General features: G+C 69.5%; 18 protein-coding genes and 2 pseudogenes. 9 read left to right on the top strand and 11 right to left on the bottom strand.

What is annotated here, in order from left to right; all coding sequences use genetic code 11:
- Window positions 1–27: 27 nt before the first annotated feature.
- The 4 genes from ABD970_RS12205 to ABD970_RS12190 all read right to left on the bottom strand — a co-directional run bounded on the left by ABD970_RS12205 (window position 28) and on the right by ABD970_RS12190 (window position 3,738).
- Window positions 28–1,410 (bottom strand): short-chain fatty acid transporter, encoded by a 1,383-nt coding sequence (locus tag ABD970_RS12205; protein WP_345295798.1) that lies wholly within the window; start codon window positions 1,408–1,410, stop codon window positions 28–30.
- Window positions 1,411–1,601: 191 nt separating this feature from the next.
- Window positions 1,602–1,871, bottom strand: a complete 270-nt coding sequence (locus ABD970_RS12200; RefSeq protein ID WP_345295797.1) for an acylphosphatase — start codon at window positions 1,869–1,871, stop codon at window positions 1,602–1,604.
- Window positions 1,868–2,467, bottom strand: a complete 600-nt coding sequence (locus tag ABD970_RS12195; protein ID WP_345295796.1) for a TlpA family protein disulfide reductase — start codon at window positions 2,465–2,467, stop codon at window positions 1,868–1,870. The genes ABD970_RS12200 and ABD970_RS12195 overlap by 4 nt, the downstream gene beginning before the upstream one ends.
- Before the next feature lie 2 nt (window positions 2,468–2,469).
- Window positions 2,470–3,738: a YihY family inner membrane protein gene (locus tag ABD970_RS12190; protein WP_345295795.1), complete on the bottom strand. Its 1,269-nt coding sequence runs from the start codon at window positions 3,736–3,738 to the stop codon at window positions 2,470–2,472.
- Between the two features lie 119 nt (window positions 3,739–3,857).
- Here ABD970_RS12190 and wrbA point away from each other — a divergent pair, with 119 nt between their 5' ends.
- The 3 genes from wrbA (at window position 3,858) to ABD970_RS12175 (ending at window position 5,465) form a co-directional block, all read left to right on the top strand.
- Window positions 3,858–4,451 carry an NAD(P)H:quinone oxidoreductase gene (gene wrbA, locus ABD970_RS12185; protein WP_345295794.1) on the top strand — a complete coding sequence of 198 codons (594 nt, stop codon included), beginning with the start codon at window positions 3,858–3,860 and terminating at the stop codon, window positions 4,449–4,451.
- A gap of 7 nt (window positions 4,452–4,458) precedes the next feature.
- Window positions 4,459–4,800 (top strand): DUF2069 domain-containing protein, encoded by a 342-nt coding sequence (locus tag ABD970_RS12180; RefSeq protein ID WP_345295793.1) that lies wholly within the window; start codon window positions 4,459–4,461, stop codon window positions 4,798–4,800.
- Window positions 4,801–4,976: 176 nt separating this feature from the next.
- On the top strand, window positions 4,977–5,465 hold the full coding sequence (locus tag ABD970_RS12175; RefSeq protein ID WP_345295821.1) for an asparaginase domain-containing protein: 489 nt from the start codon (window positions 4,977–4,979) through the stop codon (window positions 5,463–5,465).
- 81 nt (window positions 5,466–5,546) lie between these two features.
- Here the strand turns inward: ABD970_RS12175 and ABD970_RS12170 are convergent.
- The 3 genes and pseudogenes from ABD970_RS12170 to sufT all read right to left on the bottom strand — a co-directional run.
- Window positions 5,547–5,777 (bottom strand): annotated as a pseudogene (locus ABD970_RS12170) (proprotein convertase P-domain-containing protein); the annotation flags it as partial.
- 132 nt (window positions 5,778–5,909) lie between these two features.
- Window positions 5,910–7,637: pseudogene (locus ABD970_RS12165) on the bottom strand (S8 family peptidase); the annotation flags it as partial.
- A 315-nt stretch (window positions 7,638–7,952) separates the two neighbouring features.
- Window positions 7,953–8,504: a putative Fe-S cluster assembly protein SufT gene (gene sufT / locus ABD970_RS12160; protein ID WP_345295792.1), complete on the bottom strand. Its 552-nt coding sequence runs from the start codon at window positions 8,502–8,504 to the stop codon at window positions 7,953–7,955.
- Between the two features lie 97 nt (window positions 8,505–8,601).
- Between sufT and ABD970_RS12155 the strand changes: the two genes are divergently transcribed.
- On the top strand, window positions 8,602–9,015 hold the full coding sequence (locus ABD970_RS12155) for a hypothetical protein (RefSeq protein ID WP_345295791.1): 414 nt from the start codon (window positions 8,602–8,604) through the stop codon (window positions 9,013–9,015).
- Window positions 9,016–9,039: 24 nt separating this feature from the next.
- Here ABD970_RS12155 and ABD970_RS12150 read toward each other — a convergent pair whose 3' ends face one another.
- Together ABD970_RS12150 and ABD970_RS12145 are read right to left on the bottom strand one after the other, a co-directional pair.
- Complete coding sequence (locus ABD970_RS12150) at window positions 9,040–10,434, bottom strand: NAD(P)(+) transhydrogenase (Re/Si-specific) subunit beta (RefSeq protein ID WP_425563112.1); 1,395 nt, start codon at window positions 10,432–10,434, stop codon at window positions 9,040–9,042.
- Window positions 10,435–10,442: 8 nt separating this feature from the next.
- The gene (locus ABD970_RS12145; protein WP_345295789.1) at window positions 10,443–10,751 is read right to left on the bottom strand and encodes an NAD(P) transhydrogenase subunit alpha part 2; all 309 of its coding nucleotides are present in this window, start codon (window positions 10,749–10,751) and stop codon (window positions 10,443–10,445) included.
- Between the two features lie 125 nt (window positions 10,752–10,876).
- Here ABD970_RS12145 and ABD970_RS12140 point away from each other — a divergent pair, with 125 nt between their 5' ends.
- From ABD970_RS12140 to ABD970_RS12125, 4 genes are read left to right on the top strand one after another with little or no spacing between them, the layout of a single operon-like run.
- A complete protein-coding gene (locus ABD970_RS12140; RefSeq protein ID WP_345295788.1) occupies window positions 10,877–11,299 on the top strand; it encodes a hypothetical protein in 423 nt (140 codons plus the stop codon).
- A 42-nt stretch (window positions 11,300–11,341) separates the two neighbouring features.
- Window positions 11,342–11,911, top strand: coding sequence for an RNA polymerase sigma factor (locus ABD970_RS12135; RefSeq protein ID WP_425563111.1), 570 nt, complete (start codon window positions 11,342–11,344; stop codon window positions 11,909–11,911).
- Complete coding sequence (locus ABD970_RS12130) at window positions 11,908–12,285, top strand: hypothetical protein (protein WP_345295787.1); 378 nt, start codon at window positions 11,908–11,910, stop codon at window positions 12,283–12,285. The genes ABD970_RS12135 and ABD970_RS12130 overlap by 4 nt, the downstream gene beginning before the upstream one ends.
- A 4-nt stretch (window positions 12,286–12,289) precedes the next feature.
- The gene (locus ABD970_RS12125) at window positions 12,290–12,739 is read left to right on the top strand and encodes a DUF3106 domain-containing protein (RefSeq protein ID WP_345295786.1); all 450 of its coding nucleotides are present in this window, start codon (window positions 12,290–12,292) and stop codon (window positions 12,737–12,739) included.
- Between the two features lie 9 nt (window positions 12,740–12,748).
- On the opposite strand, the gene ABD970_RS12120 is transcribed toward ABD970_RS12125, so the two are convergent.
- Together ABD970_RS12120 and ABD970_RS12115 are read right to left on the bottom strand one after the other, a co-directional pair.
- Window positions 12,749–13,897 carry an NAD(P) transhydrogenase subunit alpha gene (locus tag ABD970_RS12120; RefSeq protein WP_345295785.1) on the bottom strand — a complete coding sequence of 383 codons (1,149 nt, stop codon included), beginning with the start codon at window positions 13,895–13,897 and terminating at the stop codon, window positions 12,749–12,751.
- Between the two features lie 56 nt (window positions 13,898–13,953).
- Entirely contained in the window at window positions 13,954–16,119 is a 2,166-nt protein-coding gene (locus ABD970_RS12115; protein ID WP_345295784.1) for a DUF1631 family protein, read from the bottom strand.
- A gap of 119 nt (window positions 16,120–16,238) precedes the next feature.
- On the opposite strand from ABD970_RS12115, the gene ABD970_RS12110 reads away from it, so the two are divergent.
- The gene (locus ABD970_RS12110; RefSeq protein ID WP_345295783.1) at window positions 16,239–16,811 is read left to right on the top strand and encodes a nitroreductase family protein; all 573 of its coding nucleotides are present in this window, start codon (window positions 16,239–16,241) and stop codon (window positions 16,809–16,811) included.
- Window positions 16,812–16,828 lie beyond the last annotated feature (17 nt).

Below are 16,828 nucleotides of genomic sequence, written 5' to 3'. Positions count from 1 at the left end.
ACGGGCGGAACGAGTCTGCCGGCACCCCTACAAGGGCAGCAGCGCGACCAGCAACGCCGTGACTGCGTAGATCAACAGGAACGGCACGACGAGGTAGCCCATCACGTCCCGGGCCTGGATCGAAACGCCGGCGCCCATCACCGGCAGGATCACCAGCAGGAAGAACGGCTGCAGCAGGTTGGTCGAGGTTTCGCCATAGGCCGCGGCGAGCGCGGTGCGCGCGACCAGCGCCTGGCGTTCGGCCTCCGGCAGTCCGCTGCCCAGGTCGAGCGCGGCCTGCGTCAACGACGGCCCGATGACGGCCCATTCCCCGCCCGCCGAGGGGATCGCGAAGTTCACCAGCGCCCCGCTGAACTGCGCGACCAGTGGCAAGGTCTGCACCGTCGCCTGCGACACCAGCCACTCCGAAATCATGGCGCCGAGGCCCGAGAACATCATCATGCCCATGATCCCGGCATAGAACGGGTACTGGAAGACGATGCCGGAGATGTTGGAACAGGCGCGCTTCATCGCGACCACGAACCGCATCGGCGTGCGGTGCGCCAGCAACCCCAGCGCCAGGAACAGGAAGATCATGATGTTCAGGTCAAGCGCGAAGCCGTTGGTCGCGAAATGGCGGACGACGACCCAGGTCGCGGCGATGGCCACGATGCCCTGGACCCAGGCGTCGTGGTTGAGGCGGTCCGACAGGCAGGCGGCGTCCAGTCGCGTGCGCTCGGCCTCCTCCTCGACGCTCCGCGGGACCTGCTCGTCGTCGTCGCGCAGGTCGTCGAAGCCTTTCGCCGCCGCTGCCGCGGGACGCAACCACAACATCAGCAGGGGCACGGGCAGCAGGTAGAGCGCGACGTAGCCGGCGTTCACCCAGGTGCCGAGCGTGGCCGACGTCGGCACCACGCCGTCGATCACCCCGGACTCGATCAGGAAGTTGCCTTCGGTCCCGATGAGCAACGGGATCGTGCTGGACAATCCACCGGCCCAGGACCCGCTGGACAGGTAGACGCATGCGACCAGGTACGCGTAGTCGACGCCAGACGTGCGCCGCGCCAGTTCCCGCGCCAGCACCGCCGTGAGCACGGCCCAGCCCCAGCTGACCAGGCCGAACAGGGCGCCCGCGACCAGCACGAGCGCGTACACCGCGCCCGGTGTCCTGGCTAGGCGGGCGAGGCGGTCGATCAATCCACCCGCCACCGGCGACAGCGCGATGGCATAGCCGGTCGCCAGCAACAGCACCATCTGCATGCCGAATTCCAGCAGCCGCCAGAACCCGTCGTACCAGTGTCCCAGGACATCGCCCAAGCCGGCATCGGTCAGGCCCATCGCCAGCGCCGCGACCAGCAAGGTCAGCACCAGCGCGAACACGAACGGATCGGGGATCCAGCGCGGCAGGTGCCTGGACAGGAATTCGTTCAAGGAAGACGATCCATGCCCGGACGCCTCGGCTCGGGCAGCCGGAGAGCGCGGGCCGGCACGGGAATCACGACGCATCACTTACCCCCTTTCGGCGTCCTGCCCGCGGGGCCGCGGGCACTTGCCACCAGTTCGAAACCATACATGCTGCCTCTGGCTGACAGGGTGGCTGCTTTTCCCACACGCAGACCCCTTCAAGCGATCGAGAACCCCTCGCCCACCGCATGGCCCGTCGCCTCCTCCCGCAGCACGCGATCCACGCGCGCCCTGGGCGACCCTTCGTGCAACCAGCGTTCCAGCGCATCGAGCGAGTCCGCATCCCCCACCGCGACGACTTCGACGCGGCCATCCGCCAGGTTCCTGGCAAGTCCGCGCAAGCCTAGCTGCTGCGCCTGCGCGCGGGTGCTCGCGCGGAAGAACACGCCCTGCACCCGGCCACTGACGAAGAAGCGCGCGGCGCTCATGCCTTGGGCGCCTCCGGGCCTCCGGCGGCGGCGATGGCGGTCTCGATCTCGATGGCCGTGACCGGCCCGAGGAATTTCTTCGCGACCCTGCCGTCGGGCGCGATCAGGTAGGTCATCGGCAGGCCGCGAGGGCTCGCGAAGTCGGCCGGCGGGTCGTACACGTCGAGCAGCACGATCGGGTAGACCACCGGGTGCTTCTCGAGGAACGCGCGCATCGCCTCCGGATCGATGTCCTCGTACGCCAGGCCGACGACCTCGACGTGTTCGCGCATGGCGTCGAGCGCGGATAGTTCGGGCATCTCCTTGAGGCAGGGCGCGCACCAGGTCGCCCAGAAGTTCACCACCACCCATTTTCCCCGGCGCGCGGCCAGGTCATACGTGCTGCCATCCAGCGCGGTCAGCTCGAGCGTCGGGATCTCCGCTTCGACGATCTTTCCCGAGTCCTGTCGCGGCGACGCGGCGGGGTCCGGCTCCGCTTTCGTCGTTGCTGTTTCCAGGTTCGCGACGGAGGCATCGGGCACCGGCGGCGCGTCATCGCGCTGGCACGCGGCGAGCATCATGGGCAAGAGGATGAGGCAGAGCAGGCGAAGCGGCATGTTCATTCCTTGGTCGGTTCGTAAAGGGTCCCGACGCGGCGCTTGAGCAGCTCGCGCAGCGGGATGCGCAATTCATCCAGCACCTCGGTGGCGACCTTGCCCAGGGCATCGTCGCGACAGGGTAGGTGCGCCTCCGAGATGGGGATGCGCAGGCCGCCGCTTTGGTAGATCTCCGCCAGCGTCACCTCGTCGAGGTCGCGGGCGAGCAGCCACTCGCCGGTCTCCGCGCGACGCACCAGGTCGATGGACTCGAACTGGGCGAGCAGCTGTTGCACCAGCGCGTCGGTCAGCATCGGCTCCATGGACTCGATGTCGTCGCTGTGCAGCCCCTTGCCGGCGCGGCGCGCCTCGGCGAAGCGGCCGAGCATGCGCACGATGCCGTACAGCTCGTAGCCTTCCGGCAGGCGCATGTTCGCGGGCTGGTACCGGAACGCGGACATGGAGGCCGCGAACGACGCACCGAGCAGGATCGCCACCCAGCTGAAGTAGACCCACAACAGGAAGATCGGCGCCATCGCCAGCTGGCCGTAGATCTTCTGGTAGGCGTTGAAGCTGCCCAGGTACAGGCCGATCGCCCACTTCGCCAGCTCCAGCATGAACACCGCGAGGAAGGCACCGGCGAACACGTGCCGCCAGTGCACGGTGCGGTGCGGCACCACGCGGTAGATGGCGGCGAAGGCCAGCAATTCGATCGCGATCGGCGCCATGCGCAGCATCACGTCCTGCAGCCACTGGCCGGACACGCTCTGGAAGATCCCAAGGGCGAAGAAGCGCGCGGACACCGCGAAGCTGGCGGCGGCCATCAGCGTGCCCAGCGTCAGCACCGTCCAGTACACCAGGAAGCGCGACAGCCTGGGCCGCGCCGATTTCACCCGCCAGATGCGGTTGAAGGTGGTCTCCACGCTGACCAGGGTGACTAGCAGGGACACCACCAGGGCGATCACGCCGACCGCGGTCAGCTGGCCGGTGTTCCGGGAGAACTCGAGCAGGTAGCCCTGGATCGCACTGGCCGAGCTCGGCACGAAGTTGGCGAAGATGTAGTCGCTGAGCGTGTCGCTGAGTCGGCCGAACACGGGAAACGCCGACAGCACGCCGAACACCACCATCGACAGTGGCACCAGCGCGAACACGGTGGTGAACGACAGCGCACCGGCCGCCTCGAACAGCCGGTCGGCGACGAAGCGCTTCCACAGGAAGCGGGCGAAGGTGGACGCACGCGCGCGATCGCGCGCGCGCTCGGTCCATCGGTAAAGGCTGTCCAATGGCTCCATCGCCGCGAGGGTAACCCATTGGCCGTCTTCGACCGCGAGGCCCGGCCCACCCCCTCCCCGGGCGACGCGCGTCGCCACCGAAGTTGGTGCCGGGCTATCCTGTGACTCCAGGAGACCGCATGCCCGACATCCTCGTCCTTTATTACAGCCGCGGCGGTTCGGTGGCCCGCCTTGCACGCCAGGTCGCGCGCGGCATCGGCGAGGTCGATGGCATGTCGGCGCGCCTGCGCACCGTGCCCCCGGTCTCCGCGGTCACGCAGGCCGCCGCCCCCCAGGTGCCGGAGGACGGATCCCCCTACGTGGAACGCCGGGACCTCGCCGAGTGCGCCGGCCTGCTGCTGGGCAGTCCCACCCGGTTCGGCAACATGGCCGCGCCGTTGAAGCACTTCATCGACGGCCTCGGCGCCGAATGGGCCAGCGGCACGCTCGTCGGCAAGCCGGCCGCGGTCTTCACCTCCACCGCGACCATGCATGGGGGGCAGGAATCGACCTTGCTGTCGATGATGCTGCCGCTGCTGCACCACGGTTGCGTGATCGCCGGGATCCCGTACACCGAACCGGCGCTGAGCAGCACCCGCAGTGGCGGGACGCCCTATGGCGCGAGCCATGTCGCCGGCGGCGACGACGATCCGCAACCGACCGAGGACGAGGCCGTGCTGGCACGCGTCCTGGGCCGCCGCGTGGCCAACCTCGCGGTCCTGCTGTCGCGATGACACCGCGATGACCCGCCGGCGTTCGGAGCGGCTGCTTGCAGCGGGGCTGGCCGCTTTGATCGCCCTGTTCACCGCCTGGTTCCATGACGCCACCCAACCCCTGGCGGCGATCGCCGTGTTCGCGGGCCCACCCCTCCTCCTGCTGGCAGGTGTCCTGCGCGGCAGTCGCACGGCGGTGTTCTGGAGCGGCGTGCTGGGCCTGTTCTGGTTCTCGCACGGCGTGATGCTGGCCTACGACCGCCCCGGCGAACGCGCGCTTGCGCTGGGCGAAGTGGCACTTTCGTTGCTGGTGATCGTCGCGGCCAGCTGGCCGGGACTCCACGCGCGCTTCGGGCGACGCGACCGATAGCGAGCGGATTCCGTCAGCCGTGGGACGCGCCAAGGGCCCGCGGCGCCACCGCGGCCGTTCGGGTGCAGGCAGGGCACGCCAGCCGCCCTCCCCACTGGGCTCCGCCGGCCAGCTCTTACAATGGCGTCCCGCAGCGGCAAGACCGCTCCAAGGAGACCGCGATGCCTCAACGCGCCATGGAAGAACTGCTGGTCATCACCACCGGCGGGACCATCGACAAGGTCTATTTCGACGACAAGTCCGATTACCAGGTCGGCGAACCCCAGATCGGCCGCATCCTCGAGGAGCTGGGCGTCGCGTTCCGCTTCCGGGTGATCCCGATCCTGCGCAAGGACTCGCTGCACATCACCGCCGAGGACCGCGAGCTGGTCCGGGCGACGATCGCCTCCCAGGAGGCGAGGCACGTGCTGGTCACCCACGGCACCGACAGCATGGTCGACACCGCCCGCGCCCTGGCGGCGATCGATGGCATGACCATCGTGCTCACCGGCGCCCTCAACCCGGCGCGCTTCCGCGGCTCGGACGCCGAGTTCAACATCGGCACCGCCGTCGGTGCGGTGCAGTCGCTTCCGCCGGGGGTCTACATCGCCATGAACGGCCGCATCTGGGACCCCGGCAAGGTCCGCAAGAACGTCGACGCCAACCGCTTCGAACCGGCCGGTTGAGGAACCCGCGGCGCCTGGACGGGCCGAAAAAAAACCCCGGCCGGAGCCGGGGTTCATGCAACGGCATGCAGCCCTTGCGTCTTACATGGTGATCGACCAGCTGTTGATGTAACCCACGTCGGCCGCGGCCAGGTCCTTGACGCGCAGCTTCCAGGCGCCGTTGATGGCCTCGCTCGACAGGTTCACCGTATAGGTCTGGTTGATGTTGTCGGCACTGCCGCCGCTGCGGTTGTGCAGGTTGTACACCGAACCGTCCGGTGCCAGCAGGTCCACCACCAGGTCGCCCTTGTAGGTGTGCACGATGTTGACGTACACCTGCGTGTTGCTGGGGGCATTGCCGCTACGGCCGCTGACGCTGATCGTGCTGGTCACGCCGGTGCTGTTGTTGTCCGGGATGTTGACGTCGGTCCCGTTGCTGTAGACCTGCGAGCCGCCACCCGTGGCGTAGTCGCCCACCAGGCTGACCCCGGAGAAGGTCGAGTAGGCCTTGAGCCGGACGTGCCAGGTGCCGGCCTGCGGGCTGGCGAAGGTGCAGCTTTCGTTGTTCCCGTTCAGGTAGGGACGGCAGTCGTAGGACGTGTCGGTCGGGGCGCTGCCGAATTTCACGTACATGTCCGAGTCGCCCGTGCCGCCCGACGAGTTGAACGTCAGGTTGGTCGAGCCGGCGGGCACCGTCATCGTGTAGTTGAGCGAGTTGCCCGTGGATGCAGTCAGTCCGGTGACCGCCACGCCCTTGGTCAGGGTGTTGCCGGTGGGCGGCGGCGTGCCGCCGCTGACGGCCGCGACCGCCGCGTTGGCATCGACGATGCCCGCACCGCAACCGCCCGAGCAGGTGCCCGGCAGCGCGCGCGCGGTGGACTTGAGCAGGGACTCGATCTCCGCAGGCGTCTTGGGGGTCGTCGCCTTCGACTGCATCAGCGCGACCACGCCGGCCACGTGCGGTGCCGCCATCGAGGTGCCATTGTAGGACGCGTAGCTCTCGGAACCGGGCGTGGTGCTGCCGGTGTTGAGGGTCGACATGATCCCCACGCCGGGTCCCGAGACGTCGATGCCGGTCCCGTAGTTGGAGAAGCTGGCACGCGACCCGTTGCTGTCGGTGGCCGCCACCGCGACGACGTTCGGGCAGTTGGCCGGCACCGCGCCGGAGACGTTGACGTTGCTGTTGCCTGCCGCGACCACCACCGTGCTTCCGCGGCCGACCGCGCCGTTGATGGCGTTCTGGTAGGTGCTGGAGCAGGTGCCCGAGCCGCCCAGGCTCATGTTGATCACTTCGGCGGGGTTGGCATTGGCGGGCACGCCGCTGACGGTTCCGCCGGACGACCAGATGATGGCGTCGGCGATATCGGAGGTGTAGCCGCCGCATTTGCCGAGCACGCGCACGGGAACGACCTTGGCGTTGAACGCGGTACCCGCAACGCCCTTCGCGTTGTTGGTTACCGCGGCCACGGTGCCGGCGACGTGGGTGCCGTGCCAGCTGGAGCCGGAGGCAGGACCGCACTCGCCCGTGGTCCAGTCGCCTTCGTCGTTCGGGTTGGAGTCGCGCCCGTTGCCGTCGCGCGCCATCGCCGCGTCGCTGATGAAGTCGTAGCCGGGCAGCATGTTGGCGTTGAGGTCGCTGTGGTTGGTGCTGCCGGTGTCGATCACGGCGACCACCACGCCCGTGCCCGTGGCCGAATCCCAGGCCTGGGTGGCGCGAATGCCGCCGGCACCGGTGCCGTAACCGTACTGCTGGCTGAAGTTGGTGTCGTTGGGGGTGAAGACCGGCCGCATCAGCTGGTCGACCTCGACGTATTCGACGCTCGGATCCGCGCCGAGCTCGCGCATCAGGGATTCTGCCTCGGCCCGGTCCAGCTTCCGGTTGGTCTCCACGACGTCCGCGCCGGTGGCGATGCGCCGCAGGCGCTGGACATCCAATGCCTTCTGCGAAGCACGCGCCGGCAGCGCGCGCGCGGCCTGCTTCAGCTTCGCCGCCAATGCCGCCTCGCTGGCGTGTGCGTCGCTGCCGTCGCGGTACTTCACGATGAACCGGTCGTACTGCCCCGACGACTCGAGCGCCGTCAGGTTGATGCGCTCTGCCGCGGATGCGGAGAGGACGAACATGGACGACAGCGCGACCGCGGTCGCCGCGGCGAGCGCATGCATGCGCAGCCCGCGATTGGATGGATCGGACATCGAGAATTACCCCCAGAGGTTGTGGCCGCAAAGGCGGCAAATACCTGCCCCCGACGAACCAGGTGGGGGACCGGCTCGCGCTTCGTCAGGCTGGATTACGGCGTGACGGATCACGCCGCAAAGCGACGCTAGTCGACCGGGCCGAATTCACGCAATAGGTTCTGCGGACCAATCGCGGTCCAACGCGTGCGCACTGTCACAGATCGCGCAGCCGCATCCGTATGGTCGACGTGGGTCCTGGCCGGTTCGTCGCCCAGCACGGGGTCGCGACACGTTGGCGATGCCCGCCGAATGTCCCATGGACCCCGGGGCCGCCTACAACATGCCGGTTTCCAGGCGGGCAGCCTCGGACATCATCGTGCGGTTCCAGGGCGGGTCGAAGACCAGCTCGACGTCGGCCTCGGCCACGGTGGGGATCATCTCAAGCTTGCTCCGGACGTCGTCGACCAGGATGTCGCCCATGCCGCAACCGGGCGCGGTCAGGGTCATCTTGACCTCGACCTCGCGGTCGCCGTCGTCCCGATGCTTGACCACCGCCTCGTAGACCAGGCCGAGATCGACCACGTTGATCGGGATTTCAGGGTCGAAGCACGTGCGCAGCTGCTTCCACACCAGCTGTTCGACCGCCTCGTCGTCGGCACCGGGCGCCAGCTCCAGCGGCGCCGGCGGTTCCTTGCCGATGGCGTCGGCGTCGCGCCCGGCGATGCGGAACAGGTTTCCCTCCAGGAACACCGTATAGCTGCCGCCCAGTGCCTGGGTGATGTAGCCGATGCTTCCCGCAGGCAGGGTCACCTCCTCGCCCTGGGGGACGAGGACGGCGGCGCAGTCGCGTTCGAAGCGGACGGGTTCGCTGTTGCGGGAGTACATGCAGGAGACGTGGTGCCGGGCGGGCGGGCGCGCAAGGTCGTCATTGTACCGGGGCGCCAACGGTATCCTGTGCGACCCTGGACACGGTGCCCGCCGGATGAGCGTTGATTCGACCCGCCAGGCCGCATGGTTCGCGCCCTGGCTGCTGGTGCTCGGCTGTGTCGGCTTCGCCTCGGCCTGGATCCTGCTGGCCTACGCGCGCGGGGCGACCTTCGCGTGGCTGGGCATCGTGGCGGCGCTGGACATCGCGCTGCTGCTGCGCCTGGGCCGGGTGCGCCGTGGCTGGCGACGGGCGCTGGCGGGCGTCCTGGTCACCGCGCTGACCATCGTGGCGACGGCGTGGGGCACGCTGGCGGCCCTCACCGGGGCACCACTGGGACTGCTGCCGTGGGAATCGATGTCGCACCTGGGCCCCCACCTGGCCCGCACCCTGTTCCCCCTGGTCTACGACGGCATCGACCTGGCGTGGTTCGGCGCGTCGCTGGTGGTCGCGGCGGTGGTCTCGCGCTGAGCGTCGGGGGCGCCGGTGCGCGCCTCAGTGGCCGCCGCCATCCAGGGCCTTGAGTTCGCTCACCAGCGCATTGGCCATCTCGCTGCCGTCGCCGTAGAGCATGCGGGTATTGTCGGCATAGAACAGGGCGTTCTCGATGCCGGCGAAGCCGGTGCCCTTGCCGCGCTTGATGACGATCGCGTTCTTCGCCTTCACCACGTCGAGGATCGGCATGCCGTAGATCGGCGAGGCCGGGTCGGTCTTCGCCACCGGATTGACGACGTCGTTGGCGCCGATCACCAGGGCGACGTCGGTGTTGGGGAACTCCGGGTTGACGTCGTCCATGTCCGCGATCAGGTCGTACGGCACGCCCGCCTCGGCCAGCAGCACGTTCATGTGCCCGGGCATGCGGCCGGCAACGGGATGGATGGCGAATTTCACCTTGACCCCGCGGTCGATCAGCTTCTGCGACAGCTCCCAGATCTTGTGCTGCGCCTGCGCCACGGCCATGCCGTAGCCGGGGACGATGACCACCCGCTCGGCGAAGGCCATCATCGCGGCGACGTCGCCGGCCTCGATCGGCTTCTGCGACCCTTCGATCGCCTGCGCCTCGCCGCCGCCGCCGAAGCTGGAGAACAGCACGCTTCGGATCGAGCGGTTCATCGCCTTGGCCATTAGCCGCGTCAGCAGCATGCCCGCCGCGCCGACCATCATGCCGGCGATGATCAGGGCCTCGTTGCCGAGTACGTAGCCCTCGAACGCCACCGCCAGGCCAGTGAGCGCGTTGTACAGGGAGATCACCACCGGCATGTCGGCGCCGCCGATAGGCAGCGTCATCAGGATGCCCAGCGCCAGCGCCGCCACGAAGAACGCGACGATCATCGGTACGCCGAGCGACTGGATCGCCAGGCCGCCCAGCACGACTGCCGCCAGGGCCACCCCGGCGTTGAAGACCTGCTGCCCGGGGAAGGTGTAGCGCTTGTCCATGCGGCCGTCGAGCTTGGCCCAGGCGATGACCGAGCCCGAGAGCGACACCGAGCCGATCAGCGCACCCAGCGTGCCCAGCACCAGGGTTACCATCGACGGCGCCGCGCCGGCGGCGGAGAACTTCAGCAGCTCGACACCGCCGATCGCGGCCGCCGAACCGCCGCCCATGCCGTTGAACAGCGCCACCATCTGCGGCATGTCGGTGATCGCCACCTTCTTGCCCCACAGCCATGCCACCACGGTGCCAACACCGGCGGCGACGAGGATCAACCCGATGTTGTGCAAACCGGGCAGCAGGAAAGTGGCGACGATCGCGATCACCATGCCGAGACCGGCCCAGCGGATGCCGCTGCGCGCCGTCATCGGCGAGGCCATGCGTTGCAGCCCGAGCAGGAACAGCGCCGCGGCGACCAGGTAGCTGGTCTTGACCAGCAGCATCAGCAGCTCCGGCATCGCCAGGCTCACGATGCGGTCTCCTTCCCGGTGGGTTTCTTCGAGGACTTGAACATGTCCAGCATGCGCTCGGTCACGACGTAGCCGCCGGCGGCGTTCCCCGCGCCCAGCAGCACCGCGATGAACCCGATCACCTTCTCCAGCGGGGTGTCGGCGTGTCCAAGCACCACCATGGCCCCGATCAGCACGATCCCGTGGATGAAGTTGCTGCCCGACATCAGCGGCGTATGCAGGATCACCGGCACCCGGGAAATGATCACGTTGCCGGCGATGGCCGCCAGCATGAAGATGTAGAGCGCCACGAATCCGTCAGCCATTGCCATCCTCCCGCGCAGTGCCCGCATCATAACCGGCCCTGAATACGTCGCCACTCCGGTCAACCCCGGGCTTTGCGGGACGTTTTCCTGCCACGGGACCGACAAGCAATCCCACGGAGGATCCAATGAAACAGACCCACCCGACCCGCACCCCCTTGGCGGCGCTCGCCTTGCTGCTGTTCGCCTCCACGGCGGGCGCCCACGACCCGGGAATCCACGTCGAGCAACGCCTGGACCGCCAGGGCGATCGCATCGACCACCGCCTGGATCGCCGCGGCGACCGCATCGAGCATCGACTCGACCGGCGCGGCGACCGCATCGATCGGCGCTACGACTGGTTGAGTGACCGCGCCGAGGCCGCCGGCAGGCACCGCCAGGCCGCTCGGCTGGATCGCAAGGGCGACCGCATCGAGCGGCGCCTCGGCCTGCGCGGGGATCGCATCGATGCCCGGCTGGACCGGCGGGGGGATCGCATCGACCGTCGCCTGGATCGGCTCGGCACGCGCCTCGACCGGCACCGGAAGCACCGGCGTCCAGGGGCGTGGTGACGCGCGCATCCGTCGCGGTGGCACCGCGTTAAGCTGCGACACGTGAGTGCCGCCGCCCTGCCATCGCACGCGCCCGTGGCGGACGCCCCTGGCTCCCTGCCCGGAGCGCGCACGCTGGAGCAGTTCCTGGACGCGATCGCCCCGCGCGCATTCCGCTTCGCCGAAGCTGGTTTGCGCCACCGCGCCGATGCCCAGGACGCGGTCCAGGATGCAATGGTCGCGATGCTCGGTTACCGCGACCGCCCGTCCGCGGAATGGCCACCGCTGTTCTGGGCCGTGCTGCGCAGCCGGATCATCGACGTCCAGCGCCGGCGCACGTTCCGCCTGGGGTGGCTGGCCAGCGACGGCGACGGTCGCCACGAGGGCATCGAGTGGGCCGACATGGCAGCCGGCCCATCGCGTCGGAACGATAGCCGCGAGGCGTACGCGACCCTGGTGGAGGCCTTGCGAGACCTGCCGCGCCGGCAACGCGAAGCCTTCGGGCTGCGGGTGCTGGAGGAACTCGACGTGGCCACCACCGCACGCGTGATGGGCTGCAGCGAAGGCTCGGTGAAGACCCACCTGTCCCGTGCCCGCGATGCGCTGAAGAAACGACTGGAGCCATTCCGATGACCACCCCTGCCCACCCCGACCATGAAATCGACCGCTACGCGCGCCGGCTCCACGCCGAGGCCGTGGCGCGCGTGCCGGCACGCACGCTGGCGCAGCTGCGGGTTCGCCGCGCGGTCTCCACGAACGGCACCACGCGCCCCGCACGTCCCTCCTTCGGCTGGGCGCTGGCCGCAGCGGGCGCAGCGGTGCTCGCGATCGCGATCGGCTTGTCTCCCGCGGTGCGCGCACCCGGCGACGCGCAGCCGGACCGCATCGCCGCGGCCCCCGACGCAAACGGCAACGCCTACGACGAGGCCGTCGCCACGCTCGAGGAAGATCCGGATTTCTATCTCTGGCTGGGCACGACTGACGTCCAGCCACTGGCCATGGAGTAAGGACATGCAACCATCCCGCCTACGATCGTTCTGCGCACCAATCTTCCTGTCGATGCTGGTGCTGGCTTCGCACGGCGCGCTCGCGCAGGCCACCGGCGAAGCCTCGCTCCCGGAATGGGACCGCCTGAGCCCGCAGCAGCGGGAATTGCTGGTCGCGCCCATCCGCGAGCGCTGGAACGCCCGCCCCGAACACCGGCAGCACATGCTGGATCGCGCACGCGACCTGCAGCGGATGACCCCGGAACAGCGCCGCGACGCGCGACAGGGCGTCAAGCGATGGCGCCACATGACCCCGGAACAAAGGGCCGGGATGCGCGCGCTCTACGGCCGGATGCGGTCGCTGGACGAGGCAGGGCGCCGCGAACTGCGCGAACGCTGGCGGGCCATGACGCCGGAACAGCGGCGTGCCTGGGTCCGGGAAAACGCGCCCCCGCCGCGCGACGAGGACCGCTGAGGGGCGGGATCAGCCCGCCTCGCCCTCCGCCACCGGCGGCGCTGCGCCCGCGTCCCGGGTTTCGGCGGCGTCTCGCTCCGGCCAGACGGTCTTCGACAGCAGCTCGTCGTCCCAGTCGAACACGAGCTCGCCCTCCCGGAGCAGCAGAGACACGAAGTTGTACACGTTGCGCGCATACATCTCGCTGGCATGCAGCGCACCGCTGCTGGCCAGGTTCAAGGGGCCGGCGATGGCCACCCCGCCGTGCTCGATGGTTTCGCCGGGCCGGGTCAGTTCGCAATTGCCACCGGTCTCGGCGGCCAGGTCCACCACGACGCTGCCGGGTTTCATGCCGTCGACCATGGCGGCGCTGATGATCCTGGGTGCGGGACGCCCCGGCACCGCGGCGGTGCAGACGATGACGTCGATGTTCCTGAGATGTTCCGCCAGTCGCGCCTGCTGCTCGGCGCGCTCCTCGTCGGTGAGCTGGCGCGCATAACCGCCCTCGCCCGCGGCACTCACGCCCAGGTCGAGGAACTTGCCGCCCAGGGATTCGATCTGCTCGCGGGTCTCGGGCCGCACGTCGAAGCATTCGACCTGCGCCCCCAGCCGCCGGGCGGTCGCCACCGCCTGCAACCCCGCGACGCCGGCACCGACCACCAGCACCTTGGTCGGCCGGATGGTTCCCGCCGCCGTGGTCAGCATCGGGAAGAAACGTGGCGCGAGCTGCGCGGCGATCAGCACCGACTTGTAGCCGGCCATCCCGGCCTGCGAACTGAGGACGTCCATCGCCTGCGCGCGGGTGGTGCGCGGTAGCCGCTCGAGCGGGAATGCAAGCAGCCCACGGGCCGCGATCGCCTCGCCGCGCGCGGCATCGGCCTGTGGCTGGAGGATGCCGACGATGGTCGCGCCCTGCCTGAGCCGGGCGAGCGCGTCGGGTGCCGGAGGCTGCACGCAAAGCACGAGATCCGCGTCGCCCACCGCGGCCGCCGCATCCTCGACCAGGGTCGCGCCGGCGTCCGCATAGGCCTGGTCGGGGAAATGGGCCAACGCACCCGCGCCACGCTCCACGTCCAGCCTCGCGCCGGCAGCCACCAGCTTCCTGCAGGTTTCGGGCGTCAGCGCCACGCGCCGTTCGCCCGCCGCCGTTTCCCGCGCGACCCCGATCTTCACCGCCATGTCCCGCTCCAACGCCTCGACGCCTGCATCCTAACCAATGCAGGAGACGAAGTGGCTCAGGCAGCCTGGGCGGTTCCGCCGGTGGCGGCCAGGCGGTGGCGGACCTGGTGCAAGGCATCGTCGAACGGCATGTGGTCCGCATCCGTCGACAGCCGCCCCAGCTTGGCCAATGCCGCGAGTTCCGCGGGCGAGGCGACGAGCCTGCGGACCCCGCGCCGGTTGACCAGCAAGAGGCGCGAGGTCAGTGGACTGATCCACGCGACCTTGACGCCGGTTTCGTTGCCGGCTTCGTCGGTCAGCCGCAGCCAGGTCCCTGGCTCGAGCGCACGCATGCGATCCAGCGTGTCCTGATCGAAATCCAGCGCGCCATGGCCGCCGACCGCCTTCAGCAGGCGGGTATCGTCGCCGTCGTCGTCCAGCTTGGGCACCGCCGGCAGGCTGCGCGCCACGCGGCTGGCATCCGGGAACGCCAGGGCCCGCGCGAGGCTGGCCATCCACTCGTTGGCGCCGTCGGCGTCGATGCCGGCGCTGGACAGGCACTCGACGAGGCGCGGACGCACCGCGACCACCTTGGTCACGACCTCGCCGCGCCCGCAGCGCGCGGCGGCCTGGTCGATCGCGATCAACTCGTCCGCCAGCTCCAGCGCCACGACATGACGGCCGCAGCCGAACCCGTCGCGGAGGATCACCTGCACCACGTGGTGCGACCATTGCTGCTCGAGGAATTCGAACACCGTCGCCGAAAGGGGCACGCCCGATGCGCGCTGCGCGAGCGCCGCGGCCGCCTGCAGGCGCGCCTGCAACAGGCGCTCGCGGCCATTCACGGTTTCCACCGAACGCCGCTCCACCACCTCGGCGCGGCGCCGGTTCTGTTCCAGCAGGTCCTGCAACTCGCGCGTGGCCACCTCGAAGATCGCCAGGTCCTCGTTGTAGCCGGCGACCACCCGGTCGACCGCCGCGGATGCCCGCTGCAGCAGTTCGGCATGCTGCGGCGATTCCTCGCCCCAGTCCTCGCAACTCAGCGCCACCGCATCGACGAACCGGCGCGCGGGATGCGAGGCCTGCATGAAGAGCTTGAAGTCGCCCAGGGCGATCCGTGCGTAGGGCACCATCAGGCGCGCCAGCAGCCGCTGGCCTTCGGCGGCGAGGCCTTCGCTGCGGACCAGGGATTCGAACAGCAGGCCGACCAGGTCGATGGCGTCCTCCTCGTCCTCGCCCAGCCGCATCCTGTCGGGATCCAGGCCGAAGCGGCGCGTCCCTTCGAGCAGGCAATGCCGGAGCGCCAGGCGCAGGGAGCCCCCATCCGCCACGGCCCGGCTGAGTTCGGGATGGGTGTCGCGCTGGATCAGCATCGCGACGCTGCTGAGTTCGGCCGCACGCAGGCGCGGGCCGTCGCCCGCCGCGGGGGAATCACCCTGGCTGCCGCCGGCATCGTCGTTCGCGGCGCGCCAGCGGTGCATGAGCGCACGCAGCTCCTGTTGCTTGCCCTGGGTGTCGCCCGCGGGCGGCGACTCGGCCCCCGTCGCCTCGGGCGCGCGCTGGGCTTCCTGCGCCGCTTCGGAACTTCCGAACGCGGGCCGCCTGCGCTCCGCGAGATAGCCATGGATGGCCAGGCGGCTGTTGAGCCGCTGGTAGAGCTCGGCGAGGACCTTGGAGAGCTCTTCGTCGTACTGCCGGAACATCAGCGGCTGCAGGCTGTCCGACACCCCCGCGTCCTGGAAGGTGCGCAGGAACACGCTGGTGAGCTGCACCGGACCGACCGGATTGGTGGCCGCCGGCAGGCCGAGCGCGGTCGACAGCGCATCCAGGCGGCGTTCCAGCAGCTCCAGGGGTTTCTGGTAACGGCGGGCGATGCCCTCGGCCAGTCGCTGGCCTGCAAGGTGGAATTCGAGTTCGCTTTCGTTGACCAGGCCCAGGGGCAGACCCGAGCCCATGGCCGTGTTGCGGTCGCGGAAGTCGTCGAACCCGCGCGCCACCAGTTCGCGGTAGCGCATCACGTACTTGGCGTTGTGCTGGCGCATCGCGAGCACGAGTTTCAGGTCGTTGCGTGGCGTGAGCTGGGTGCCCAGGCGCAAGGCCTCGTTGAGCTGGCGCTCGATCGGTTCGTACAGGCCGCCCGGCACCGCCGCCAGGCGCTCGACGGACAGCGTCTTGAGCTCGCCCAGCAAACGCTCGGCGGCGGCCGGGCTGGTGTTCGCAGGCTGCATGAAGGGGTTAGGCATGTCGGGGGATCGCCTTGCACGCGGCTTCACGCCGCGCTCACCCCACTCTATGCCCGACAGGCACCGTGTCCAGTGCGCAGCGCGTATTCTGTGATGGCGTTCCCCCCGAAAACGGAGCCATGACGCCAACCCTCGAATGCCTGGACACCCGCCGGTCGATACCGGCCAAATCCCTCGGTGAACCCGGACCCGACGCCGCCACGCTGCGACGCATGCTGCAATCGGCGGTACGCGTGCCCGACCATGGCAAGCGCGTTCCGTTCCGATTCGTGCGCATCGCCGGCGATGCGCGGCACGCGCTTGGCGACGCCCTCGCCGCCCGGACGCTGGAACGCGACCCGGACGCCGGGCAGGCCGTGGTCGACAAGGATCGAGCGCGGTTCACCCATGCGCCGCTGGTGCTGGTCGTGGTCGCCGTGCTCGACCCCGGCGACGACAAGATCCCCGGGCAGGAGCGCCTGCTGTCCGCCGGCTGCGTCTGCTTCGCCCTGCTGCAGGCGGCGCAGGCGCTGGGCTTCGGCGCCAACTGGCTCACCGGATGGCCGGCCTACGACGAGGCCGTCCATCGGCTACTGGGCTTGACGGCGAACGAGCGCGTGGCGGGATTCATCCACGTCGGCACCCCGCAGCGCGAGGTTCCCGAGCGCGATCGGCCGGATCCCGCGGCATTGCTGACCGACCTGGCGCTGTAAGCGCGGTCGCGTGCCGT

Source organism: Luteimonas vadosa (assembly GCF_039543545.1).
In the GTDB taxonomy this organism is placed as follows: Bacteria; Pseudomonadota; Gammaproteobacteria; order Xanthomonadales; family Xanthomonadaceae; genus Luteimonas; species Luteimonas vadosa.
This window is presented reverse-complemented; position numbering and strand designations above follow the sequence as displayed.